The organism is Amphritea sp. HPY (genome assembly GCF_050870985.1).
Taxonomy (GTDB): Bacteria; Pseudomonadota; Gammaproteobacteria; order Pseudomonadales; family Balneatricaceae; genus Amphritea.
The window spans coordinates 2,110,012-2,133,374 of sequence record NZ_CP194015.1 but is presented as its reverse complement, the minus strand read 5'-3'; the positions used below and the strand labels follow the sequence as shown (position 1 = coordinate 2,133,374).

Genomic DNA, 23,363 nt, shown 5'->3' with positions numbered 1-23,363 from the left:
AATAGTAACTCACAGACTTTAACTTGCAAATTGAAAGTGAAAGTCTAATATTACTTGTAAATAGCAAGTGAAATGGCCGCGCAATTGGTTCTCCAGTATTGGTTACTGAACTGGTTCTCACGCCGTATAAGAAATGTTCATAGCAGGAGCAAAAAATGAAACTATACGTTGTTGCAGGCTCTCCAAATTCCCGCAAAGTATTAGCCGTAGCAAACCATACAGGGATTGACGTGGAGGTAGAGTATCTGGACTTTTTTGAAGGTGACCTCGGAAACGAAGCTTATAAGGCCTTAAACCCCAATGCTATGGTGCCAACCCTGGTCGATGGGGATTTGAAACTGTGGGAGTCGAATGCTATTAACCAATATCTGGCAGATACTTCTGAGAACAATACGTTGTTTCCTCAGAATTTAGCACAGAGGGCGGATATTGTTCGTTGGCAGTTTTGGGAGCTTGCACATTTTAATCAAGCCTTAGGCACACTTGCTTTTGAGGCAATAGCCAAGCCGTCTTTTATGAATGCTCAGGGTAATGAAGCAGTAATCAGCTGGGCCGGAGAACAATTAAATCGATTTGCAACGGTACTGAATGACCATATGCAGGGGCGCTCTTATGTCGTGGGCGATTCAATTACTCTGGCTGATTATTCAATGATACATGTGGAGTATTTCAAAGAGATGGTTCCCTTCGATTGGGCGCCTTATCCACATCTTAACGACTATTTTGACCGTATGAGGCAAGCGCCGCATTGGGCGGCAACTGCCCCTGAGAGCGCTGACGCTATAGGGCGAATACCGGCAAACCAATCAGGGGCTGGCCTTTGAATGAGTTGCTGGACACTGAGCGCTGAATTATCGGGATAAAACAGGAAAAGGGCAGAATGGATTGGTCCTATGCTGAACTTGTAAGCACTTAGGTTATAAGCACTTAGGTTATAAGCACTTAGGTTATAAGCACTTAGGTAAAGCCAGGCGACTTGTTCTGTTTCAGATCCCTTTAATGGCTGTAGCTTTAACTGATAGCGCGATGTTGCCACACGAATCAGCATAAGGCTAAAAACAATTCGTATTACTTCATTCTATGAATTACGGACAGACACAAAAAAAGGAGCGCAATGCGCTCCTTTTTATTCAGCGGTAAGAATATTACTTCTTAGACGCCATCTGAGCTTTGATCAGATCACCGATAGTGGTTGGACCAGCAGTTTCTACTGGTTTCTCACTTACAGCCTTCATAGCAGCTTTCTCGTCTGCCTGATCTTTAGCTTTGATAGACAGAGTGATTGAGCGGTTACGACGATCCAGGTTAACGATCTTCGCTTCAACTTCTTCGCCTACTTTCAGGACGGTAGAAGCATCTTCGATACGATCGATGCTGATGTCAGACACTTTCAGGTAACCTTCGATGCCTTCAGCCAGCTCGATGCTAGCGCCTTTCGCGTCTACAGACTTAACGGTGCCTTTAACGATAGTGTTCTTGTCGTTAGCTGCAGCGTACTCTGAGAACGGATCGCTTTCCAGCTGCTTGATGCCAAGAGAGATACGCTCTTTCTCTGCATCAATAGACAGGATAACGGCTTCAACTTCTTCGCCTTTCTTGTACTGACGCAGAGCTGTTTCGTTGTCTGCTTCCCAAGAGATGTCAGACATGTGAACCAGACCGTCCAGCTCGTTTTCCAGACCAACAAAGATACCGAAGTCAGTGATAGTCTTGATAGAACCGGTAACTTTATCACCAGCAGCGTACTGCTCAGCGAAAGTAGTCCATGGGCTGGAGATGCACTGCTTCATACCCAGGGAGATACGACGACGCTTCTCATCAACTTCAAGAACCATTACTTCAATTTCATCGTTCACCTGAACAACTTTTGAAGGATGGATGTTCTTGTTAGTCCAGGACATTTCAGAAACGTGTACCAGACCTTCAACGCCGTCTTCGATAGAAGCGAAGCAACCGTAGTCAGTCAGGTTAGTAACACGAGCTGGAACCTTAGTGCCAGATGGGAAACGCGCCTGGATTGAAGCCCAAGGGTCTTCACTCAGCTGCTTAAGACCCAGAGACAGACGGTTAGTCTCTTTATCAAACTTGATGATTTGAACAGTGATTTCATCACCTGGGTTGATCATCTCGCTTGGGTGACCGATACGCTTCCAAGCCATATCAGTGATGTGCAGCAGGCCGTCAACACCGCCCAGATCTACGAATGCACCGTAGTTGGTCAGGTTCTTAACGAAGCCTTTAACTTGCTGACCTTCTTCCAGGGTAGCCAGTAGTTCATCACGTTGTGCGCTGTTAGCTTCCTGAAGCACTGCGCGTCGGGAAACAACGATGTTATCGCGCTTCTGATCCAACTTGATGAGTTTGAATTCCAGTTCCTGGCCCATCAGATGGTCAGCATTTTTAACTGGACGTACATCAACCAGTGAACCTGGCAGGAAGCCGTTGATCTTATTAACGGTTACTGTGAAGCCGCCTTTTACACTACCGCTGATATAACCTTTAACAGTTTCTTCAGCATCGAATGCAGTTTGCAGTACACCCCAAGATTCAGCACGTTTTGCTTTTTCGCGGGATAGGCGTGTCTCACCAGAGCCATCTTCGACGCTTTCCAGAGTTACCTTAACCATGTCACCCACTTGAACTTCAAGCTCTTGGGCATCATTCAGGAACTGGCTGCGAGGAATAACTGCCTCAGATTTCAAGCCAGCGTTTACGGTAACCCAGTCGCTATCGATATCAATAACTTCACCCATTACGAGGGTGCCTGGCACCATAGCAACGAGTTCTAGGGATTCTTCAAATAAGTCTGCAAAACTTTCGGTCATGCTTTTTCCTATGCTGCGAACACTATAAAAAAGCGTTCACAGGGGCTAATACCTGTATTGTCAGTTAGATACAGGGCAGTTTAATTACCCGGTGCGGTTGTACGACTGACAGAAAAACAACCGGACAGGGGGTAGGGGCCAATATTTTACAGATTACTGCGGCCATAAGAAAGTAAATATAGTAAGGAAGGTGCGAATAAGTCCAATATATTTTCTGCGAACTGGTGTTATTACCTGAATATAAGGCGTGTGGCAGCGACCAAAAGGGCTAGTTGAGGTGCTAATCGACGCAATTCGCTACCTTAAACCGAAGCTGGAGTGCAGCCGAAGCAAGACGGCTTCTATTAAGATACAGAGTACCAAGCGGACCTTCAGGACATATAAAAAAGCGACCAGGGTGCCGTTGGTCGCTTCAACTTCAGTCAACTTTCTGAAAAGAATCTGCTTTAGCTCAGCGCTGGAACGGATATACCGATCCTAGTTGCATGATCTGAGTAAGCTCATCCAGTGCCGATCGGGATTCCAGCAATAGCTGAGGATCGGCCAGGTCTGCTTCGGTTAACCGGTCACGGTAGTGTTTATCGACCCAGGCGTTGAGGGTCGCAAACAGCTGATCGTTCATCCGTGTGGACTGGTTAAACGCAGTCAGTTCCTGTTCGTTCAGTACTACCCGCAGGCGCAGGCAAGCGGGACCGCCGCCGTTGCTCATACTCTGTTTCAGGTCGAATACTTTCAGCTCATCGATCGGGCTATCACCTTCCTGCAATTCTGACAGGTATGTCCAGACCGCAGGGTTTTTCTGACATTCCTCAGGAATGACCAGGAGTGTACGGCCATCCTGCAGGTTCAGCAACTGACTGTTAAATAGATAGCTGCTGACGGCATCCTGCACCGAAACGCGGTTGTCTGGTACTTCAATGACGTTGAAGTTACCACCCATCGCCTGGTTGAGCTGTTGTTTGACCTTTGCCTGATTGAGAAACGCATGTTCATGACAGAACATCAGGTTGCTGTTGCCGACGGCGATCACATCGTTATGGAACACGCCCTGATCAATCACCGCAGGGTTCTGCTGGGCATAGACTACATGGGACGGATCCAGGCCGTGTTTACGGGCTACCGCTTCTGATGCTTCATAGGTATGTCGCGCTGGATAGCGGGTCGGCTGTGGCTTGCTGCTATCGAACGCATAACGGCCGTAAACGAAGAACTCGACACCCGCATCGCCGTATTCATGGCAGAAACGGGTATGGTTAGCCGCGCCTTCGTCACCGAAGTGCTCGACACCCGGTAGCGACGAGTGGTGCTGGAAATGGCGCTCATCGGCGAAGGTTGCCTTTAGAATCCGTCCGGTCACTTCATGCTCGATCGAGCGATGAAACTTATTGGTCAGATTCGCGGGTGTGAAATGAACTTTGCTGTTTGCGGTATCCGCACTGGGGGATACGGTCGCTGCGTTGGCGGTCCACATGCTGGATGCGGAACAGCAGGCAGCCAGCACTCGGGGAGCTTGTTTAGCTGCCGCAGCCAGTACGTCTGCATCACTGCCGCTGAAGCCGAGTTGGCGCAGCGTGCCGATATCGGGGCGTTCCTGGGGTGCTAACACGCCCTGAACTAACCCCATGTCATGCAGTGCCTTCATCTTAGCCAGGCCCTGCTTAGCGGCCAGTTTAGGATTGGATGCCTGCGCACCATGTGTCTCGGATGCTACATTACCGAACGACAGCCCGGCGTAATTGTGGGTAGGCCCGACCAGACCGTCAAAATTTGCTTCAAATGCTTTCATATACTTTTACATTCCAAGTTAGCTTATAGTCAGGCCAGGAGATAATGTCTCCGGCAGATTCAGGTTATCGCTCTCGATACCCGCGACCGGGTATGAGCAATAATCCGCTGCGTAATAGGCGCTGGCCCGGTGGTTACCGCTGGCACCGACGCCGCCGAACGGTGCCGCGCTGCTGGCACCGGTCAGTTGCTTATTCCAGTTGACGATCCCGGCACGGATATGGCGGTAGAAGTGATCAAATTGTGCTTCATCGTCACTGAACAGCCCGGCAGAGAGACCATAGCTTGTATTATTGGCCTGTCTAATCGCATCGCTGAATTCATCATAGCGGATCAATTTCAGCAGTGGGCCGAAATGCTCATCATCCGGCAGGTTTTTGATTGCGCTAACATCGATCAGGCCCGGCGATAGTAAACCGGTGCCTGGTTTCAGTTTCTTCAGCATCAGCAGTGGGGTTGCACCCAACTCGATCAGGTTAGCCTGGGCGTCGAGCATGCCGTTAGCTGCAGCTTCTGAAATCAGGCTGCCCATAAATGGTGCCGGCTCATCAAACTGGCCGCCAACCCGGATCTCGCTGACAGCCTGTTGTAGCTGGCTGACGAACTCATCACCGGCAGCACCTGTTGGTACAAACAAGCGGCGGGCGCAGGTACAGCGTTGGCCGGATGTGATGTATGCGGACTGTATAGTTTCGTGCACTGCGGCTCTGATATCGCTGATCTGGCCGATAATCAGAGGGTTGTTGCCGCCCATTTCCAGTGCCAGGATCTTGCCCGGATGTCCGGCAAACTGTTCGTGCAATATGTGGCCGGTGCGGGAGCTGCCGGTAAAGAACAGGCCGTCCAGATCAGGGTTAGATGCCAGCGCGATACCGGTTTCTTTTTCACCTTGTACCAGGTTCAGTACGCCTGCCGGTAGTTCAGCCTGATGCCATAGCTGCACCATTATTTCAGCAACTTTGGGCGTAAGTTCGCTGGGTTTCAATACCACTGTATTGCCGGCAAGCAAGGCGGGGACGATATGTCCGTTAGGCAGGTGGCCTGGGAAGTTGTACGGGCCGAATACTGCAACTACACCGTGTGGCTTATGGCGCAGTACGGCACGAGCGCCAGCCATATCACTGCTGCGATTACCGGTACGTTCGTTATAGGCGTTGATTGAAATCTCAATCTTGCCAGCCATCGCGGCAGCTTCGGTACGGGTTTCCCACAGCGGTTTGCCGGTTTCTTCGGCGATGGTGGTTGCCAGCAGTTCTTTATTTTCTGCCAGCAGTTCGCCATAGTGCCGTACGATCTGACAGCGGTCTGCAAAGCTCATATCTGACCAGTCAAACGCTGCCGCCCGGGCGCCAGCAACTGCTTTCTCAACTTGTGCAGGGTCAGCCGCGCCACCGTTCCAGATGTTCTCCCCTGTAGTCGGGTTGAGGGAATCGAAAGCCGGACCGTTACCTTCCAGCCACTGGCCGTTAATGTAGATTGATGCTGTCATTTTAAAATCTCCGTCCAGAGGAGAGAGGCACAACACGAACAGTGCTTCCCTCGGTAATGTTTAGTGCCTTGGCAACGTCAGGGGTCAGGGTGACCACGTGCTTGCCGACAGATGTCAGTGCGGTCATACAGCAACGGAAGTCTTCAAAGTCGTTACTGCTGACCAGATAGAGTTCGCCTTCCGGCGGGTGCTCGTCAATACGGGCTTTAACGTAGTGGCTGTCCTGAATGGCGCGTATATCGTCGGTACGTGCTACCAGTGTTGGTCCGCCATCGAAGATGTCGACGTAGCCGGTGTAACGCATCCCTTCATTTTCCAGCAGCTTACGCGCCGGTGTGGTGTTTTGATGGGTCTGACCTATTGCCTTCTGGGCATCTTCCGGAAGCAGGTTGGTATAGATAGTGTTTTTAGGCATCAGCTCGGCGATAAACACTTTATCCATCGACGACAGCTTGTCTGCCTCTGAAAAATCCAGTGAGAAGAAATGACGCCCCAGTCCTTCCCAGAACGGTGAGATACCATTTTCATCGGAGTAGCCACGCATCTCCGCGATCAGGTGTTCATTAAAAAGGTGCGAGAATTCGGCCATAAACATAAAACGGGACTTCGACAGCAGTGAACCGTGTTTACTGTGGCGTGCATCCGGTGCCAGGAACAAAGTGCATAGCTCGGAATAGCCGGTATGGTCATTGGTGATGGTCAACGTATGTAGTTGGTTGTAAACCTCAAGCTCTCGGGAAGCGTGGACCAGTGTCCCAACCCGGTAGTTGTACCAGGGGTCATTCAGGCCGACCGCCGCTTCAATGCCACTGATGCCGACCACTTCGCCGGTTTCGGTGTCTTCCATAACAAACAGGTAGAGCGCATCTTCCGGGCGGGTCTCAGGATCGAATGTCTGCAGTGCTGAGCTTAGCTTTGCTGCAACCTGCTCATCATTGTCTTGCAGTGAAGTAAAACCCGGGCCTGTTTTTCTGGCCAGTTCCCGCAGCGCGTCGTGGTCGTCTGCTTTAATAAGGCGAACTACCATCATAGTCAGTTTGCTCCATTGTTATTGTTTAGCGCATATTTTGAGTGAGCGCGGGCTGACAGCCGACATCAAAGAGAGTGTCGGCTGGTGCTGTATTTGGTCTTGGTTTTTCGTGTTTGAGGCTGAGTGAACTTCGTCTTCAGCCGAGTTCTGCGTCGTTCAAAAGCATCAGCCTGATCGGGTCGCCTTCAGATACCTGAAGCAGTTGTGCTATCTCGTCGCTGATTTCTGGTTGTTCCGGATCGATCCGGCTGACCAGACAGCGGTAGTCCTTCAGGCCGGTGTTGCTGATGAGTGCCGGGTGCAGGTTGCTATCATCTGTTGCCGGTACCCCTATCCGGGCTGCTACTTGCCGATTCTGAGCGATTGAACGTATGAAGTCGGTACGTGCCTCCATCGTCGGGCCAGCATCGAAAATATCGATATATCCCCGATAGCTGAAGCCTTCATTTTCCAGCAGTGTCATCACGTTCTGCATATCGGGTCGTGGTTTGCCTAATACATCCTGAGCTTCCTGGCTCAGCAGCGGCACGTATACCGGATAGTGGGGCATCAGGTCGGCAATAAAGCCTTTGGAATTGATGCCGGTCAGGTAGTTGGCTTTGGTAAAATCCATTTCGAAAAAGTGCCGGCCCAGGCTTTCCCAGAACGGCGAGCGGTTATTTTCATCGACCACACCTTGTAGCTCGGCGATCAGCCGGGAAGCAAACCGCTCAGGGTGCTGGGCGATAAACATCAGGCGGGCACGGGAGAGCAGGTGCAGGTTAACCGGGTTGCGGTACTCTTTATCGATAAACAGGGTGCACAGTCGGGCTACACCGGTATAGTCCTGGCACAGATGTAACGCCGGGATCTGATTATGGATCTGCAACTCATTGGAGGCATGCACCACCTTTTCAGTACGGTAACTGTAAAAAGGGGAACTGATGCCGACGGTAGCATCGATACCGGATACGCCGATGATCGAGCCGCTATCGGTATCTTCGAGAACGAAGTGATAGCTTTCGTCACCCGCTTGTTCGATATCCTTGCGCAGGGATTGTTGGGTACCGTTTATCAGTTCACCGAGGTGATCGCGGTTGGCTGGGAGGGTCGTCATACTGCCGCCGGAGATAACGGCTAAGCGTTCCAGTCCCTGAATATCATTAAAGTTCAGTGGTCGCAGTAACAGCATCAGTTTTCCTCCAGCCAGTTCAGGTCAGCGCTGGTTGCCAGCTTTAGTAGAATAAATTGAGGTATCAAGCCGCTTAGCTTAGCGCGTTCATTGAGGCTTTTTATTTCCAGGGAATCCTGAATATCATTACAGTCTTGAAGTCTCAGTAACAGCATCAGTTTTCCTCCAGCCAGTTTAGATTTTCACTGGTTGCCAGTTTGAAAAGGATCAGGGCGCTTAGCTTAGCGCGTTCATTGAGGCTTTTCACTTTCAGATATTCATCACTGGAGTGGATTTTACCGCCTTGTACACCCAGGGTATCGATATTGGGAATACCGGCGGCCGCCAGGTTATTGCCATCGCAGCAACCGCCTGTTGGTAGCCATTGCAGGTCCATGCCCAGTGACTGGCCGCACTCTCGTGCCAGTTCAAATAATTTCGTGTTGGCTGCGCTCAATACCTTTGGTTTGCGTCCGAACTTACCAAATAACTCAATGCCTATACCATCACGAGCGTTGATCTTAGCTAGCAGCTCATCGATCTGGCCGAGGCACCAGGCTTCATCCGCGGGATCGACCAGGCGGATGTTAAATCGGTGGATACATAGGTCAGGCACTATATTGACCGCGCCGCCGCCCTCGATCAGGCCCGGATTGATGGTTACGCCCGGGCGTTGGCCGTTCAGGTCATCCAGTTCAGAAACAAAATCACACATAGCGCGTACTGCATTGCGTCCCAGGTGATGCTCCCGGCCGGCATGGGCCGCTTTACCACGCACCATGACACAGAAATTGCCACTACCCTTACGTTCACCGGCAAAGTTGCCATCCGGGAAGCAAGGCTCATAGATCATGCCCAGATTTACCCGCTTAGCAGCATCAGCAATCAGTGGTGCTGAACCAGGGGAACCGATCTCTTCATCCGGATTAAACAGGATCTCCCAGCCGATCTTATCGGCCCAGGGGCTACGCTCGAGCGCTTCGAGTGCTTTCAGCATCACCATAATGCCGCCTTTAAGGTCGGCAACACCGGGGCCGTTGAGGGTTTCCTCATCCAGCCAGCGAACCTGTTGAAAGCTGCTGTCTTTTGCGAATACGGTATCCATATGGCCGCAGAAAAATATCTGCAAAGGCGCTTCCGGGCGTTTGCGAATTCTCAGGGCATCGCCCAGTGGGAAGCTTTCCATCTCACCATTGGCATTCAGGTTTTGATAGGGCGCTACCGGTAAGACTTCAATTTCACCTTCCAGTACCTGGCAGTATTCGGTCAGCATCTCGCGCACGCGGTTTACACCGTCTGCGTTGAGGCTACCGGAATTTGTTTCTGCCAGGGCAATAGTTTTCGCCAGCATCTCTTCATACTGGTCATCCAGCCATGCCAGGAAGGGGGTGAAGTCGGTGGTCATATACGCGATCCTTTTTTATTATGGCCATCTTTCTGTGATGGCTTTTTTGTTATGACTTTTATTAACAACAGTATTGATGATTACCGCAAAAATATCTGTCAGTGAGGCGACCTCGATTTCAGAAAAAGAGGCCTGTCGGTTAGCGACAAGCCTCATCTGCAGGTCAGCTTAAGCGGCAGAATCCGCTTCGATCTCTTTTGCTTGCTCAATAACCTGAGCAATCGCCAATTCAAGCTTAGCCATGCCTTGCTTGATATCCTCATCCGGAATGATCAGGGAAGGGGTCATACGCAGCACATTAGGTCCGGCGACCAGCATCATCACACCCGCTTCACGGGCAGCGGCCAGAAACTTAGCCGCCTGGCCATGCCAGTTTTCGGTCAGCTCGGCGCCGATCAGCAGGCCTGCACCGCGGATCTCTTTGAAGATACCGTGCTTAGCGTTGATCTTTTCCAGCTCTGCGACAAAAAGGGCGCGCTTATCGCCGACACTGGCAAGCAGTTCCGGCGTATTGATCTGGTCCAGTACCGCTTCAGCAACAGCGCAGCCCAGAGGGTTGCCGCCGTATGTGCTGCCATGGGTACCGAAGCCCAGGCTTGGGGCACACTTGTCAGTAGTCAGCATTGCACCGATCGGGAAACCGCCGCCCAGCGCTTTAGCGGTAGTCATGATGTCAGGCGTTACACCCATGCCCATGTATGCATACAGCTGACCGGTACGGCCGACGCCGGTTTGCACTTCATCAAATACCAGCAGGGCGTTGTGTTGATCACACAGTTCGCGAACACCGCGAACAAACTCAGGATCAGCCGGGATGATACCGCCTTCGCCCTGAATCGGTTCCATTACAACGGCGCAGGTCTTATCGGAAATAGCAGCTTTCAATGCTTCCAGATCGTTAAATGGTACGTGGCCGATGCCGCCGGGTACCGGCTCAAAGCCCTCACGGTATTTCTGCTGGCCACCGACGGATACGGTAAACAGGGTACGGCCGTGGAATGCCTTGTTAAAGGCGATAATTTCGTTCTTCTCAGGGCCGAAATTGTCGTAGCTGTATTTACGGGCCAGCTTGAACGCCGCTTCGTTTGCTTCGCCGCCGGAGCTGCAAAAGAATACCTTGTCAGCAAAAGTAGCGTCGGTCAGTTTCTTAGCCAGACGCAGGGCCGGTTCATTGGTACAGGTATTACTCAGGTGCCAGAGCTTATCGGCCTGTTCTTTAATCGCAGCGACCAGTACCGGATGAGCATGGCCCAGTGCGTTTACTGCGATGCCGCCAGCGAAATCGATATACTCTTTGTCTTCCTGATCCCATACCCGGGAGCCCTGGCCGCGGACCGGGACAAATTGCTGTGGGTTATAGTTAGGGACCATTACTTCGTCAAAAAGGGCGCGGGTTACTTGCTCTGTTGTCATGCTGAATTCCTCTTGTTAGGAGAACCCGATGCCAGATGCGCTTGGCTCGGTTATAGTTTTTATTTTGCTGCCAGTGAACAGATTTGAGTCTTCACTGGTAACTTCGTTTGCGCAGCAGCTATTCAGTTGCTGCCTCATAAACGTCTATATTTAGTATCAGCAAAAGTTGCAGCATGTAACAGGTGTAGAATTTCTATAGCGCGACATGAACTTGCGCTATTTTGACATTCGATCGTCTTTACCGGGGAAAGAGGCCGCTATTATCAGTATGCTGTGGCTTCTGAACTGATCTATTTATCAGCCTGACGAAAAGCCCGACAAAAAAAGTCCTGCTAAATAGTCTTACTTATTGGTTTTACTTAATAGTTAACGAGCATGGGAGATGCGTTTTGGTGGAAAGCCAGGTGTCGCGTGACAATTCTCAAAGCAGGCCGCATCGGTTTGGTTTCCTGCTGCTGCCTAACTTTTCCCTGATCGCCTTTTCATCGGGAATTGAGCCCCTGCGAATGGCCAATTGGGTAACCGGTGATGATTGCTACGAGACTGTGCTGATCAGCCATGATGGTGAAGCGGTGGCCAGTAGTTTCGGGGTGAAAACGCTGGTGGACTGCAGTCTGGCGGATATCCCCCAGCTGGATGCGATCTTTGTCTGTGGTGCCAGTCCCATCGCTCGTACAGGTAATGAGATGGTACTCGGTTGGTTGCGTCGTCAATCGCGCTCGAACATGGCACTGGGCGGTATCGGTACCGGTTCATACTTGCTGGCCTGTGCCGGATTATTGAATGGCTACCGTGCCACGATCCACTGGTGGGATATGGCCAGCCTGCGGGATGAGTTCCCAGATACCCAGGTCACCAATAACCTGTTTGAGATCGACGCTAATCGCTACACCTGCAGCGGTGGCACCGCGGCGATGGACATGATGTTGTTCCTTATCGGTCAGCATTATGACATGAACCTGGCGGCGTCGATTTCCGAACAGTTTATCTGTGAACGGATGCGCTCCGGGGATGATCAGCAGAGGGTTCCGCTGAAGGCCCGCATCGGTGCCAGCCAACCTAAGCTGATCGAGGCGGTTACTCTGATGGAAGCGAATATCGAAGAGCCGCTAAGTACTGAAGATCTGGCATTTCATGTCGGAGTGTCGCGACGTCACCTGGAGCGGCTATTCAAGAAACATCTGCAGACAGTGCCTTCAAAATACTATCTGGAACTGCGTCTTGAGATGGCAAGGCAGTTGCTTCGGCAAAGTGATAAGCCGGCACTGCAGGTGGGGCTGGCTTGTGGTTTTTCCAGTGCTTCCTATTTCAGTACGGCCTATCGTAACCACTATGGACTGACCCCCAGGGAGGAGCGTAAACGGGAGGCGGAAGCATCAGCGCCAGGGTCTGGTGGCGTCAAGTTAGGTCGGTCAAGTTTGCTAAGAAATTGAATTTATAAAGTTTTTTGTCCTCAAATGGCCGCTTTTAGCGGCCATTTTTATTATTTGCAGGGTCAAAAATACCTTGCCCAAGTCGCGATGACTGAAGTGGATGACCGATTTTCAAAATATCCCCCACTACTAATTTGTTACTTTGAAATACGCGCTGTCAGCCCGGATCGGTATTTTGTATTTAACCTGAATCTGAGCTGCTGTAAGAACTTTCTATAGCCGGCGTGTTGGTGGTGACCAGAGTGTCAGGTTGATGATCGTCGGCTGCATAAGCCGCGCTTGAAGCTGTCATAGGGCCCCTCTTACGATCCGTCCTTAAGTCTGAATAAGACTGGTCGGGAACAATGCCTGGCGAAACAGAGAATAATAAAAATGCCTGAGAATACTGCTATCTGGCTGAAGAATATTCATAAATCTTTCGGCAACCTCGAAGTCCTCAAAGGGATCGATCTGCAAGCCCATGATCACGATGTGATCTCGATCATCGGATCCAGCGGCTCGGGTAAAAGTACCTTTTTGCGCTGTATCAATCTGCTGGAAACCCCGACCGAAGGGGAGATCTATATTTCCGGTGAAAAACTTGACCTGAAACGGAATAAACAGGGCGACCTGGATGCTTCCAATGCCCGTCAGCTGGCAGCAATGCGTGCCCGGGTTGGCTTTGTGTTTCAGAATTTCAATCTGTGGCCGCACAAGACGTTGTTGGAAAATGTCATTGAAGGGCCGATTCAGGTGTTGAATAAATCCCGTGACGAAGCGATCGCTCATGCCGAAGAGCTGCTGGCTAAAGTCGGTTTGTCCGAGCGTAAGGGTTTCTACCCGAATCAGCTTTCCGGTGGCCAGCAGCAGCGGGTAGCGATCGCACGTACCCTGGCGATGGACCCGCAAGTGTTGCTGTTTGATGAGCCGACATCGGCTCTGGATCCGGAGTTAGTCGGTGAAGTACTGAATGTTATGCGTGATCTGGCGGCAGAAGGGCGCACCATGTTGGTGGTGACCCATGAAATGTCATTCGCCCGGGAAGTATCCAACAAAGTGATGTTCCTGCATCAGGGGCAGGTCGAGGAATTTGGCCCACCTGAACAGGTGTTCGGCAATCCTACATCGGAGCGCTGTCGCGAGTTTATCTCAAGTATTTTCTGATGCTTTGCATCGGAGAGTCTTAAGCCCTTGTATGGGCCCCTGTAGTAAATCTCTGTAGTAAATTTAAGTAAGCAAGCCTGAAAAATAAGCCTAAAAATAATAAAGGATCTGCAAAATGAAATTTAAAACAACCCTGATGAGCGGTCTGCTGGCCGCAACTGTTGCTGCCACTTCTGTATTCACCGCCGGTATTGCGCAGGCGGGCGATAAAATACGTATCGCTACGGAAGGTGCCTACGCGCCTTTCAATATGGTCGATGCCAATGGTCAGCTGCAGGGATTCGATGTTGATGTCGCCAATGCACTTTGTGCTGAAATGAAGGCCGACTGTGAAATTGTTGCACAGGACTGGGACGGTATTATTCCGGGCCTGAGAGCGCGTAAATACGACGCTATTATCGCATCGATGTCGATCACCGAAGAACGCCTGCGAGTAGTGGATTTCAGTGAACCGTACTACCACAACGTACTGGCATTTGCCGGTGCCAAAGGTAAGACTCTGGATACATCTGAAGCCGGTCTGAAAGGTCTGACAGTCGGCGCCCAGCGTGCCACAATCGCCGGTCAGTATCTGGAAGATAAGCTAGGTAATGTAGTCAAAGTTAAACTGTATGATACCCAGGACAATGCTTACCTGGACCTGGCATCGGGTCGTCTGGACGCACTGCTCTCAGATAAGTTCCCAGCCTACGACTGGCTTAATTCGGACTCCGGTCAGGCGTTCGAGTTCAAGGGCAGCGATATTGATATCAATGACAAAATTGGTATTGCCGTGCGCAAGGGCGATCCACTGACAGATAAACTTAATCTGGCCCTCAAAACTATAGTGGCTAACGGTACCTACGCCGATATCAACTCCCGCTACTTCCCGTTCTCGATCAATCAGTAATGATCGCTTTCCCGCCGACCTTATCAGCTTAGTCTGATAAGGGCTGCGGGAGTACGCTTTTCTTGTGTTGAGGTTTTCCGATGTTTGATATCAGAGGATTCGGCGACCAGCTTTGGGCCGGGACGTTGATTACGATTGAGCTGGCGTTGGCCAGTCTGCTGCTCGGCCTGATACTAGGCCTGTTAGGCGCGACTGCACGGCTTTCCGGTAACCCTGTTGCACGGGGTATTTCTAAGGGCTATACCACGATAATTCGGGGTATTCCCGAACTACTCACCGTACTGATTATCTACTTCGGGGCAACTACTGCACTGATGAGTATCGCGAGTCTGTTCGGTTATGACGAATACATTGAAGTCGGGCCTTTTACCGCGGGTGTGATCGCTCTGGGCCTGACTTTTGGTGCCTACGCCAGTGAAGTATTCCGCGGTGCAATCATGGCCATTCCACCGGGGCAGCGTGAAGCGGGCCTGGTGATAGGTATGGGTAAGTTCAAAATATTCTGGCGCATTACCTTGCCGCAGCTGTGGCGTTTAGCTTTGCCGGGACTGGGGAATTTGTTCCTGGTGCTGTTGAAAGATACTGCACTGGTATCGGTAGTTGGCCTGAGTGACATCATGCTGAAAACCCGTGACGCGGTGAGTTATACCAAAGAGCCTTTCCTGTTCTATATGGCCGCGGCTTGTATCTATCTGTGCCTGACTATCATTTCAATGGTGTTTATTCACTACATGGAAAAGCGTAATAACCGCTGGGTGGGGAGAGCCTGATGAGTATTGAAGTTGTAATTGAGTATTTTCCCCGCTTGCTGGAAGGGGTCAAGACTACTATCGAACTGGTGGTTGTGTCCGGCGTAATAGGATCGTTACTGGCATTGCCGATCGGTCTGGCCCGGCATTCTCACCGTCGTTGGCTGAATGCGATTCCTTACGCATATATTTTCTTTTTCCGGGGCACGCCGCTGTTGGTGCAGATCTTTCTGGTGTACTACGGTCTGGCCCAGTTTGATGCGGTCAGAGAAAGTGCTCTCTGGCCTTATCTGCGCGAACCATACTGGTGCGCCATCCTGGCATTTTCTCTGAATACGGCGGCCTATACGGCCGAGATTTTGCGCGGGGCGCTGGGTGCAATTCCCCGGGGTGAGATTGAAGCCGCTAAAACTATCGGTATGCGCCAACCGGTGCTGTACCGTCGGATTATGCTGCCCCGTGCATTCGGTATGATCTTGCCCGCTTATGGTAACGAAGTGATTCTGATGCTGAAAGGCAGTGCGCTGGCATCGACCATTACATTGCTGGATCTAACCGGTACCGCGCGTACGATCATCGCTCGTACTTATACGCCGATCGAGATATTCCTTGCAGCCGGCGGGCTGTATCTGTTGATAAGCATGGTGATTATCTATGCCTTCCGTCAAATAGAGCGCAGACAAAACCGCTATCTGCAACCGATCAGCAGGTAGTTGATTTAGCTGATGAAGACGGCTGTAACCTGAACTTAAACCTGAGCTGCGTTCTGGCCGTCATTTCATAACCCAATATTATCCAGACAGGCGTTACAGCCTGTTTTATCAGGAATCTGTGAGCAAGAGCTTTCTCTTTTTAATTTAAGCCAGCCACTAGTTGGCTGCAAAACAGATCTCTTCAGCGAGCAGGCCGGTTCTGTGCGCAGGTTCCCTAACGCCGACGGATCAGGATTTTTAATATGTCCCTGAAATCTATATCAAAGCACCGTAGCCGTAAGCAGACACTGCTTACCCAGCTGGCCGAACAGTTTGAAATGAAGCTGCCTGCCACCATGGCCAGTAAAGTGAATGCATTTGCCGAGCAGTATTACCAGGTATCCGCAGACGAAGCGCTGGCGGAATACCCATTAGATAGTTTGTATGATGCCACGCTGTCCTGCTGGGAATTTATTCAACAGTATGATGCCAGCGCGCCGAAAGTCCGGGTTATCAGTCCTGACCTGGAGCAACACGGGTGGCGTTGTAACCATACCGTGATTCAGATTCTGTTTGCTGATATGCCGTTTCTGGTCGATTCAGTGAAGATGGAACTGAATCGTCATGACGTGTCCATTCACGCGATTCATAATGCCGTACTGACAGTAACGCGTGATGGAGGAAAACTTCAGGGTTTTAAACAACAAGGAAAAGAGCAGCAAGGGCAGGCTGAATCTTTCATCTATATTGAGATTGACCGGCACACTGACCCTGAATGGTTGAAATCCCTTAGTAACCGCCTGACAGAAGTTCATTGTCTGGTTGCCAGTGCTGTCAGTGATTTTGAGCCAATGAAGGGTCAATTGGTCGAGTTGATTGATGAACTGGATCAGACCGATAGTCCACAGGATAAGGTTGTGGCTAAAGAGTCTGCTGCATTTCTGGAATGGTTACTTGATGACCACTTTACCTTCCTGGCTTACGATGAATTAACCTTTGACCGGAACGAGAACGAATTCCGGGCAGCGCAGGTTGAAGATAGTGTGCTGGGTACTCTGCGTCTGGAAGCTTCTTCTGGCTCTGTCAAACTGTATGAGACGCTGAGCGATGATGAGTGTCGTTCGATGCAGGATCAGGCACCGGTGTTGCTGGCTAAATACAGCACTCGCTCCCGGGTTCACCGCCCAGCGTATCTTGATCTGATCGTGGTAAAGCGCTTTGATAGTACTGGCCAGGTGATAGGTGAACGGCGCTTCTACGGTTTGTATACCGCGCCGGTCTATAGCGAACGGCTAAACCGGATTCCGATGATCCGCAGCAAAGTTGAGCGGATTCTTAGCAGTTCAGGCTTTGCGGCCAATGGTTATAGCGGCAAAACCTTGCTGACTATACTCAGTGATCTGCCCCGTGATGAGCTGTTTCTATCTTCTGATAGCGAACTGCTTGAGATGGCGATGGGTATATTCAATCTTCAGGTACGACGCCGAGCCCGCCTGTTGATGCGCCGTGATCGCTGCGGCAAGTTCTGCTCATTCCTCTATTACGTGCCGCGCGACGTGTTTAATTCTGCGCTGCGGCTACAGGTACAGAACCTGCTTGCGACAGCGTTGCAGGCTGAAGACTCGGAATTTACAACCTCATTCTCCGGTGCGGTGCTGGCACGGGTGCATTTTGTGATGCGTGTCGACCCACTGAAGAACACCAAAATTGATTTCAGTGCGATTGAAAATGAAATAGTGCAGGCTTCCCATTCCTGGGGTGATGAGCTGCACCATGCGCTGGTCGAATCCTGTGGCGAAGAGCTGGGTACTGGCCTGGTTAATGGCTACCGCCATGCTTTTACATCAGCGTATCGCGAGCATTTCTCCGCCAGCAGTGCAGTGTACGATATCCAGCGCATTGAGGCCCTTAATGAGGCTAATCCGGTGACTATGAGCTTCTACCGGATGTTGGAGCAGAGCCCCGATAAGCTGCGTTTTAAGTTGTTCAATGCCGGAGATCCGCTGATTCTGTCCGATGTCATTCCGGTGCTGGAAAACCTCGGCATGAAGGTCGTGGGTGAGCATCCCTACAAAGTGCGCCGGGATGACGGCATGGGCTTCTGGATTCACGATTTCAGCCTGGTTTACCACAATGGTGAAGCTGTGGAGATGGAGGCTGCGAAACAGGTATTCCAGGATGCCTTCGCTAATATCTGGAGTGGCAGGGCTGAGAATGATGAATTTAACCATCTGGTTATCGGTGCTAATCTGAGCTGGCGTGAAGTGGCGATGCTGCGTGCATACGCGCGCTATTGTAAACAGATTCGTTTCGGTTTCTCGCAGCCTTATATTGCCGGCACACTGACCCGTCATATTCAGGTGACTAAACTGCTGGTGGCCCTGTTCCGGGCCCGCTTTGAGCCCAACCGTCAGGGCAGCGATAAAGTTGCTGCGCTGGCCGAACGTATCGAAAGCAGCATTATTGATGCTCTGGATAAAGTTGATAATCTCAATGAAGACCAGATTCTGCGGCGTTTCCTCGAACTGATTAAGGCTACCCTGCGTACCAGTTATTTTCAGCGCGACGAAAACGCAGAGCTGAAAGATTATTTCTCCTTTAAACTTAATCCCCGGGCGATTGCAGGTATTCCGCAGCCGCGGCCGATGTTTGAAGTGTTTGTTTATTCTGCCCGGGTTGAAGGTGTCCACCTGCGCGGCGGTAAAGTTGCCCGCGGTGGTTTGCGCTGGTCCGATCGTCTGGAAGATTACCGTACCGAAGTGCTGGGCCTGGTGAAGGCGCAGCAGGTTAAAAACTCAGTTATCGTACCGGTGGGAGCAAAAGGCGGTTTCGTTGCCAAGCAGCTGCCAACAAGCGGTGGACGTAAAGCCTTTCAGGCGGAAGGTATCGCCAGTTACCAGATCTTTATCAGCGCGTTGCTGGATATCACCGATAACCTGGTCGGCGGCGAAGTAGTGCCGCCGGTCGATGTGGTGCGTCATGATGAAGATGATCCCTATTTTGTAGTCGCTGCCGATAAAGGTACGGCAACCTTTTCAGATATCGCTAACACTATCGCCGAAGACCGGGGCTTCTGGTTGGGTGATGCCTTTGCTTCTGGTGGCTCGCAAGGCTATGACCATAAGGGCATGGGGATCACCGCCCGCGGTGCCTGGGAATCGGTCAAGTTGCATTTCCGCGAGTTAGGGCTGGATACTCAGTCTGAAGAGTTCAGTGTGATTGCGATTGGCGATATGGCCGGTGATGTATTTGGTAATGGCATGTTGCTTTCTGAGCATATCCAATTATGTGCGGCGTTTAACCATCTGCACATCTTTATCGACCCCCAGCCGGATGCCGCCAGTAGTTTTATCGAGCGCAAGCGCCTGTTTGAGCTACCTCGCTCAAGCTGGGAGGATTATAACGCCGAGCTGATCTCAGCCGGTGGTGGTATCTTCTCACGGGCAGCTAAGTGGCTTGATATCAGCCCGCAGATGAAACAGCGCTTTGCTATCAAAGAGGACCGTTTGTCGCCGAATGACCTGCTCACCGCGCTACTTAAAGCGCCGGTGGACCTGATCTGGAATGGTGGTATCGGGACCTATGTTAAAGCTAGCCATGAGACTCACTCTGAAGTGGGTGATAAGGCTAACGACAGCCTGCGAATTAACGGTGATGAGTTGCGTTGCAGGGTATTGGGCGAAGGCGGCAACCTCGGTTTTACCCAGTTGGGCCGAATCGAGTTTTGTGCCAACGGAGGAAAATCCAATACCGACTTTATTGATAATGCCGGTGGCGTGGATTGCTCCGACCATGAAGTTAATATCAAGATCCTGCTTAACGAGGTGGTCGCTAACGGTGATATGACGGTTAAGCAGCGTAACGCACTGTTGCGGGAGATGACCGATGAAGTTGGCGCGCTGGTGTTGCAGAACAACTATAAGCAGGCTCAGTCTATCAGCGTTGCCCATCACCATGCGCGACAGTCTATTGATGAGTACATCCGCCTGATCAATCGTTTGGAAGATGATGGCAAACTGGATCGCGAACTGGAGTTTATTCCCGCAGATGATCTGTTGCAGGAACGTAAAACCCAGCAGTCGGGTTTAACCCGACCTGAGTTATCCGTGCTGATCTCTTACGCTAAAGCTGAACTTAAGGAGTCACTGAGTTCGACCTGGATTACCGATGATGCCTATCTCAGTCGTGAGATAGTGACCGCTTTCCCACAGCGCCTGGTAAAAGAGTTCCCTGCGGAGATAGATCAACACCGTCTGCGTCGAGAGATTATTGCTACTCAGATCGCTAATGACATGGTGAATACCATGGGCATCACTTTTGTTGAGCAACTCTGTCAGAGCAGTGGTGCTGACCTGGCTGAGGTTTCTGCCGCTTACGTGATCGCTCGTGATGTCTTCGATGTTGCAGGTTTGTGGCGTGACATTGAAGCGCTGGATAACCAGGTTGATTCGGTACTCCAGCAGCAGATGATGGCCGACCTGTTAAGACTGGTTCGTCGGGCAGTCTATTGGTTCCTGCGTAATCGCCAGCCTGATATGACAGTTGCTGATACGGTAGCGCAGTTCCAGCCTGGTGTGCAGACCGTAAGCAGTTTACTGGCTGAGCTGATTAAGGGTGAGCCTCGGGCTAGTTGGCAACAGAAGCATAATGTGCTGATTGAAGCCGGGATACCGGATGCCCTGGCGGGTGTTGTTGCAGGTGCCGATAGTCTTTATGCGCTGCTTGGCATTATTCAGGCCGCTGAGCAAACCGGACAGCCGTTGGAGCATGTTGCGCAGGTCTATTTTGACCTGGGTGAGCAGTTGCAATTGCACTGGTTCGATCAGCAGGTGAAAGAGATTGAAGTCAGTAGCCACTGGCAATCAATGGCGCGTGACGGCTGTCGGGAAGATCTGACCAGTCATCAGCAAGCTATCGCTGTTGCCGTGCTGCGCTGCGAGGAGGCTGCACTACAGGATGATAGTAGTGCATGTGCCCGGCAGTGGCTGAGTCAGCATCTGCCGAAACTGAGTCGCTGGCAGCAGTTGCTGACTGAGATTCGCAGTAGCAGCGCTAATGATATCTCTATCTTCAGCGTCGCTACCCGCGAACTGATGGAGCTGGCGCAGGCGCGCTAGGCTCCCGAATATGTATCTGAACTCATGTGCCTGAACTTATGTACATGAAGGACAGGCGCAGGAAAGCTGAGCTTCGTTGGGGCTCATTGAATTTATGATTAACCTAATTGGAAATATTCAGAATGACCACGATGATCGCCCGCGATGCGTTTTCCTCCATTCATGGAATTTACAGAATTCATCAAGCCGGTGCTGAAAGCTTTTGGTTGTATCTGCAAAATATCGGCGCTAATGGCAGCATTAGCTCAACCTCGCGGGTGGTATTTTTTGGTACCAGCCGGGAGCAGGTTGAGAGCTGGATTAGCAGCAGAAACGAAGAGGGTAGTACCGTTCAGGCCGTAAATGGTTAAATTTTTTCTATCGTAGCTTTGCTAAGTTAAATAAAGCTAAGTCAAATAAAGTGCCAGTTATGCTGCTATATAGGTGAATTTTATTCACCAGTTAGCTGAGTATAGATCGTTTGTTTGATGGTTTTTTGAGCATTAGAATGTCCTCAATGATTAAGATTCAACGACAAGTTCCTGATGGTTCGAAGAGTGAATCAGAAAGATATTTTGAGGAATTTAACATGACTAAGTTTGATTTTTTTATGCAAAACAATGAGCCGGCTTACCGTGAGACTGAAGCTCAGTACTTCGAGCGTCTTAGCCGCGAATTCGGTGAGCTGCAGAAGTTTGAAGCGCGCCAGCAACGTCGTCAACGTTTGATCGCTCGTCTGGAATCAGCGGGCAGAGCAATGCGTTTCAATCCCAACCCGTTTTTCAGCAAGGCAGTTTGAGTCAGATAATCATTATCTGACTTAACAAGAATATAAAAAACCTGCTTAATGCAGGTTTTTTTGTGCCTGAAATTCGATTTAATCTAATTCAGCTATTTTTCTGCATAGGCAAAATCAGTCTGATCTGTATAGTATGTGGTTGATTAATCATTCGCCGGGATACCGATCATGGCAGAGCGTATCGTATGTTAGAGCTGAGACCCAATTGCGAGCATTGTAAATGCGCGCTAGCGCCGGATTCGACCCTGGCACGTATCTGCAGTTTTGAATGTACCTTCTGTGCCGACTGTGCGGAAAACCTGCTGCACAATGTCTGTCCCAACAGCGGTGGTGGTTTTTCTGCCCGTCCGGTGCGCCCTGTGCAGGATCGTCGCAACGGTAACTTTCTGGGCAGATATCCTGCCGGGCGGCGGGTGGTGTATAAGCCGGTAGATCTGGCTGCACATGAACAGTTCTGTCTTGCCCTTAAAAAAATACCGCCAGCCCGTCGCTAAGTTTGTCATTTAAGTTCGACTTGCAAGTTTTGTAATTCAAGGTATGTCATTCAGGGAGCCGCAAGGCAATGAATTTAAAAGACACACTGCTCAGCCTGATCATTATTCTGGTGTGGGGCTTTAATTTTGTCGTGATCGCCTGGGGGCTTGAGGGCATCCCGCCGCTATTGATGGGCGGCCTGCGTTTTCTGCTGGTGGCACTTATCGGCTCGTTGATTTTCTCGCGCCCGCAAATACCCCTGCGCTGGATTCTTGCCTATGGCATGACTTTAGGCTTCGGCCAGTTTGCTTTTCTGTTTACGGCGATGGCGGTCGGTATGCCGGCCGGTCTGGCATCGCTGGTGCTGCAGTCGCAGGCCCTGTTTACCTTGCTACTGGCGCAATTGTTACTGAAAGAGAGTATTAAGCCGCATCAGCTGATCGCTATTCTGATCGCAGGCTCAGGCCTAGTGTTGATTGGCTGGAGTAATGATACGGGCGCGATGACTGCGATCGGTTTTGGATTGACGCTGGCGGCTGCTGCCTGCTGGGCGATCGGTAACATCGTGAACCGAACCATCTCTCAGCGCGGCTACCATGCCGGGGTAAATCTGGTGGCCTGGTCAGCATGGTTTCCGCCCCTGCCGTTCTTTGCGCTGTCGTACCTGATTGAAGGGGAAGCGGTGATTATCGCCAGCCTGCAGAGCTTCTCTCTGGTATCGGCGTTTGCGTTAATCTATCTTGCCGTGATTGCGACTATTCTTGGCTATGGCCTGTGGGGAGATCTGCTTAGTCGATATCCAGCGGCTCAGATCGCCCCGTTGACACTCGGGGTGCCGGTGGTTGGCTTAACCTGTGCTGCGCTACTGTTGAATGAACAGGTTTCGCTGATCCAATGGGGTGGTATTGTATTGGTCATGCTGGGGCTGGCTTTTAATATGCAGGGCAAACGCTTACTGAGTCGATGGTTAAAGGCTCCGGTGTTATAGGAA

The 23,363-nt window shown here is 50.9% G+C and carries 19 protein-coding genes; 11 read left to right on the top strand and 8 right to left on the bottom strand.

Going from position 1 to position 23,363, the window contains the following annotated elements:
- The first annotated feature begins 155 nt into the window (after positions 1-155).
- Positions 156-824, top strand: coding sequence for a glutathione S-transferase family protein (locus tag ACQUQM_RS09690; RefSeq protein WP_432474276.1), 669 nt, complete (start codon positions 156-158; stop codon positions 822-824).
- Between the two features lie 321 nt (positions 825-1,145).
- Here ACQUQM_RS09690 and rpsA read toward each other — a convergent pair whose 3' ends face one another.
- The 8 genes from rpsA to ACQUQM_RS09650 all read right to left on the bottom strand — a co-directional run bounded on the left by rpsA (position 1,146) and on the right by ACQUQM_RS09650 (position 11,097).
- Positions 1,146-2,825: a 30S ribosomal protein S1 gene (gene rpsA, locus ACQUQM_RS09685; protein WP_432474275.1), complete on the bottom strand. Its 1,680-nt coding sequence runs from the start codon at positions 2,823-2,825 to the stop codon at positions 1,146-1,148.
- A 451-nt stretch (positions 2,826-3,276) separates the two neighbouring features.
- A complete protein-coding gene (astB, locus tag ACQUQM_RS09680; protein WP_432474274.1) occupies positions 3,277-4,611 on the bottom strand; it encodes an N-succinylarginine dihydrolase in 1,335 nt (444 codons plus the stop codon).
- Between the two features lie 18 nt (positions 4,612-4,629).
- Positions 4,630-6,099, bottom strand: a complete 1,470-nt coding sequence (gene astD / locus ACQUQM_RS09675) for a succinylglutamate-semialdehyde dehydrogenase (RefSeq protein WP_432474273.1) — start codon at positions 6,097-6,099, stop codon at positions 4,630-4,632.
- Position 6,100: 1 nt separating this feature from the next.
- Positions 6,101-7,129 carry an arginine N-succinyltransferase gene (gene astA, locus ACQUQM_RS09670; protein ID WP_432474272.1) on the bottom strand — a complete coding sequence of 343 codons (1,029 nt, stop codon included), beginning with the start codon at positions 7,127-7,129 and terminating at the stop codon, positions 6,101-6,103.
- Positions 7,130-7,265: 136 nt separating this feature from the next.
- Positions 7,266-8,300 carry an arginine N-succinyltransferase gene (astA, locus tag ACQUQM_RS09665; RefSeq protein WP_432474271.1) on the bottom strand — a complete coding sequence of 345 codons (1,035 nt, stop codon included), beginning with the start codon at positions 8,298-8,300 and terminating at the stop codon, positions 7,266-7,268.
- A complete protein-coding gene (locus tag ACQUQM_RS09660; RefSeq protein WP_432474270.1) occupies positions 8,300-8,455 on the bottom strand; it encodes a hypothetical protein in 156 nt (51 codons plus the stop codon). Before ACQUQM_RS09660 ends, astA (ACQUQM_RS09665) begins: the two co-directional genes overlap by 1 nt.
- The gene (locus ACQUQM_RS09655; RefSeq protein ID WP_432474269.1) at positions 8,455-9,684 is read right to left on the bottom strand and encodes a hydrolase; all 1,230 of its coding nucleotides are present in this window, start codon (positions 9,682-9,684) and stop codon (positions 8,455-8,457) included. Before ACQUQM_RS09655 ends, ACQUQM_RS09660 begins: the two co-directional genes overlap by 1 nt.
- Positions 9,685-9,852: 168 nt before the next feature.
- Positions 9,853-11,097: an aspartate aminotransferase family protein gene (locus ACQUQM_RS09650; protein ID WP_432474268.1), complete on the bottom strand. Its 1,245-nt coding sequence runs from the start codon at positions 11,095-11,097 to the stop codon at positions 9,853-9,855.
- Positions 11,098-11,501: 404 nt separating this feature from the next.
- Here ACQUQM_RS09650 and ACQUQM_RS09645 point away from each other — a divergent pair, with 404 nt between their 5' ends.
- The 10 genes from ACQUQM_RS09645 to ACQUQM_RS09600 all read left to right on the top strand — a co-directional run bounded on the left by ACQUQM_RS09645 (position 11,502) and on the right by ACQUQM_RS09600 (position 23,360).
- Positions 11,502-12,530 carry a GlxA family transcriptional regulator gene (locus ACQUQM_RS09645; RefSeq protein WP_432474267.1) on the top strand — a complete coding sequence of 343 codons (1,029 nt, stop codon included), beginning with the start codon at positions 11,502-11,504 and terminating at the stop codon, positions 12,528-12,530.
- Positions 12,531-12,902: 372 nt separating this feature from the next.
- Entirely contained in the window at positions 12,903-13,673 is a 771-nt protein-coding gene (locus tag ACQUQM_RS09640; RefSeq protein WP_432474266.1) for an ABC transporter ATP-binding protein, read from the top strand.
- A 115-nt stretch (positions 13,674-13,788) separates the two neighbouring features.
- A complete protein-coding gene (locus ACQUQM_RS09635; protein ID WP_432474265.1) occupies positions 13,789-14,562 on the top strand; it encodes an ABC transporter substrate-binding protein in 774 nt (257 codons plus the stop codon).
- Between the two features lie 80 nt (positions 14,563-14,642).
- Positions 14,643-15,332: an ABC transporter permease gene (locus ACQUQM_RS09630; RefSeq protein ID WP_432474264.1), complete on the top strand. Its 690-nt coding sequence runs from the start codon at positions 14,643-14,645 to the stop codon at positions 15,330-15,332.
- A complete protein-coding gene (locus tag ACQUQM_RS09625; protein WP_432474263.1) occupies positions 15,332-16,024 on the top strand; it encodes an ABC transporter permease in 693 nt (230 codons plus the stop codon). The genes ACQUQM_RS09630 and ACQUQM_RS09625 overlap by 1 nt, the downstream gene beginning before the upstream one ends.
- Before the next feature lie 242 nt (positions 16,025-16,266).
- Positions 16,267-21,120, top strand: coding sequence for an NAD-glutamate dehydrogenase (locus ACQUQM_RS09620; RefSeq protein ID WP_432474262.1), 4,854 nt, complete (start codon positions 16,267-16,269; stop codon positions 21,118-21,120).
- A 131-nt stretch (positions 21,121-21,251) separates the two neighbouring features.
- Positions 21,252-21,470, top strand: a complete 219-nt coding sequence (locus tag ACQUQM_RS09615; RefSeq protein WP_432474261.1) for a hypothetical protein — start codon at positions 21,252-21,254, stop codon at positions 21,468-21,470.
- Between the two features lie 218 nt (positions 21,471-21,688).
- Positions 21,689-21,898 (top strand): hypothetical protein, encoded by a 210-nt coding sequence (locus tag ACQUQM_RS09610; RefSeq protein ID WP_432474260.1) that lies wholly within the window; start codon positions 21,689-21,691, stop codon positions 21,896-21,898.
- A 185-nt stretch (positions 21,899-22,083) separates the two neighbouring features.
- Complete coding sequence (locus ACQUQM_RS09605) at positions 22,084-22,392, top strand: DUF1272 domain-containing protein (RefSeq protein ID WP_432474259.1); 309 nt, start codon at positions 22,084-22,086, stop codon at positions 22,390-22,392.
- Positions 22,393-22,460: 68 nt separating this feature from the next.
- The gene (locus tag ACQUQM_RS09600) at positions 22,461-23,360 is read left to right on the top strand and encodes an EamA family transporter (protein ID WP_432474258.1); all 900 of its coding nucleotides are present in this window, start codon (positions 22,461-22,463) and stop codon (positions 23,358-23,360) included.
- The last annotated feature ends 3 nt before the right edge of the window (positions 23,361-23,363 follow it).

Bases quoted from the DNA above. Each gene is read 5' to 3' on its own strand.
- ACQUQM_RS09690 (WP_432474276.1), top strand. From the start codon at position 156: ATGAAACTATACGTTGTTGCAGGCTCTCCAAATTCCCGCAAAGTATTA.
- rpsA (WP_432474275.1), bottom strand. From the start codon at position 2,825: ATGACCGAAAGTTTTGCAGACTTATTTGAAGAATCCCTAGAACTCGTT.
- astB (WP_432474274.1), bottom strand. From the start codon at position 4,611: ATGAAAGCATTTGAAGCAAATTTTGACGGTCTGGTCGGGCCTACCCAC.
- astD (WP_432474273.1), bottom strand. From the start codon at position 6,099: ATGACAGCATCAATCTACATTAACGGCCAGTGGCTGGAAGGTAACGGT.
- astA (WP_432474272.1), bottom strand. From the start codon at position 7,129: ATGATGGTAGTTCGCCTTATTAAAGCAGACGACCACGACGCGCTGCGG.
- astA (WP_432474271.1), bottom strand. From the start codon at position 8,300: ATGCTGTTACTGCGACCACTGAACTTTAATGATATTCAGGGACTGGAA.
- ACQUQM_RS09660 (WP_432474270.1), bottom strand. From the start codon at position 8,455: ATGCTGTTACTGAGACTTCAAGACTGTAATGATATTCAGGATTCCCTG.
- ACQUQM_RS09655 (WP_432474269.1), bottom strand. From the start codon at position 9,684: ATGACCACCGACTTCACCCCCTTCCTGGCATGGCTGGATGACCAGTAT.
- ACQUQM_RS09650 (WP_432474268.1), bottom strand. From the start codon at position 11,097: ATGACAACAGAGCAAGTAACCCGCGCCCTTTTTGACGAAGTAATGGTC.
- ACQUQM_RS09640 (WP_432474266.1), top strand. From the start codon at position 12,903: ATGCCTGAGAATACTGCTATCTGGCTGAAGAATATTCATAAATCTTTC.
- ACQUQM_RS09635 (WP_432474265.1), top strand. From the start codon at position 13,789: ATGAAATTTAAAACAACCCTGATGAGCGGTCTGCTGGCCGCAACTGTT.
- ACQUQM_RS09630 (WP_432474264.1), top strand. From the start codon at position 14,643: ATGTTTGATATCAGAGGATTCGGCGACCAGCTTTGGGCCGGGACGTTG.
- ACQUQM_RS09625 (WP_432474263.1), top strand. From the start codon at position 15,332: ATGAGTATTGAAGTTGTAATTGAGTATTTTCCCCGCTTGCTGGAAGGG.
- ACQUQM_RS09620 (WP_432474262.1), top strand. From the start codon at position 16,267: ATGTCCCTGAAATCTATATCAAAGCACCGTAGCCGTAAGCAGACACTG.
- ACQUQM_RS09615 (WP_432474261.1), top strand. From the start codon at position 21,252: ATGATCGCCCGCGATGCGTTTTCCTCCATTCATGGAATTTACAGAATT.
- ACQUQM_RS09610 (WP_432474260.1), top strand. From the start codon at position 21,689: ATGACTAAGTTTGATTTTTTTATGCAAAACAATGAGCCGGCTTACCGT.
- ACQUQM_RS09605 (WP_432474259.1), top strand. From the start codon at position 22,084: ATGTTAGAGCTGAGACCCAATTGCGAGCATTGTAAATGCGCGCTAGCG.
- ACQUQM_RS09600 (WP_432474258.1), top strand. From the start codon at position 22,461: ATGAATTTAAAAGACACACTGCTCAGCCTGATCATTATTCTGGTGTGG.